2 protein-coding genes are annotated in these 644 nt (G+C 65.1%); both read left to right on the plus strand.

Annotated elements, in window-relative coordinates:
* On the plus strand, positions 1–471 hold a 471-nt coding region (gene rph, locus GY769_14250), incomplete at its 5' end, for a ribonuclease PH (GenBank protein MCP4203079.1).
* On the plus strand, positions 468–644 hold a 177-nt coding region (locus tag GY769_14255; protein ID MCP4203080.1), incomplete at its 3' end, for a non-canonical purine NTP pyrophosphatase. The genes rph and GY769_14255, both read left to right, overlap by 4 nt.

Here is a 644-nt window from a genome sequence, read left to right on the forward strand (position 1 = left end):
GGCCGCACGCTCGAGATCCAGCGCCTGATCGGCCGGTCGCTCAGGGCGGTGATCGACATGAGCATCCTTGGCGAGAGAACGCTCATAGTCGATTGCGACGTTCTTCAGGCGGATGGCGGCACTCGCACCGCGTCCGTCACCGGCGCGTGGGTGGCGCTACAACTCGCGATCGGCCAGCTTCGACAATATGGCACGCTCAAGCAAGACCCAGTGCGCGACTCGGTAGCCGCCACCAGTGTCGGAATCGTCAACGGCGAGGCGCTGCTCGATCTCTGCTACGAGGAAGACTCGAGCGCGGACGTCGACATGAACGTCGTGATGACCGGCGGAGGCAAGTTTGTCGAAGTGCAGTCCACCGCCGAGAAGACCCCATTCGATGACACGCAGCTCAGCCGCCTGGTGGCAATTGCGCGGGACGGGATTCGCGACCTCACCGCCCGGCAGAGGGCGGTCATCGAGGCGGCCGGGTGAAGCTCTATTGCGCCACCACCAACGCCGGGAAGCTGCGCGAGTTCCGGCTGGCGGTCACCCGTCTGGGCGACGGTGAATTCGAAATCGAGACGCTGCCGGGCCTCGCCCTTCTGCCGGTGTGTGAGGAGAACGGTGCGACCTTTGAGGAGAACGCCATCGCCAAGGCGCTCCAC

Source organism: bacterium (genome assembly GCA_024224155.1).
GTDB lineage: Bacteria > Acidobacteriota > Thermoanaerobaculia > Multivoradales > JAHEKO01 > CALZIK01.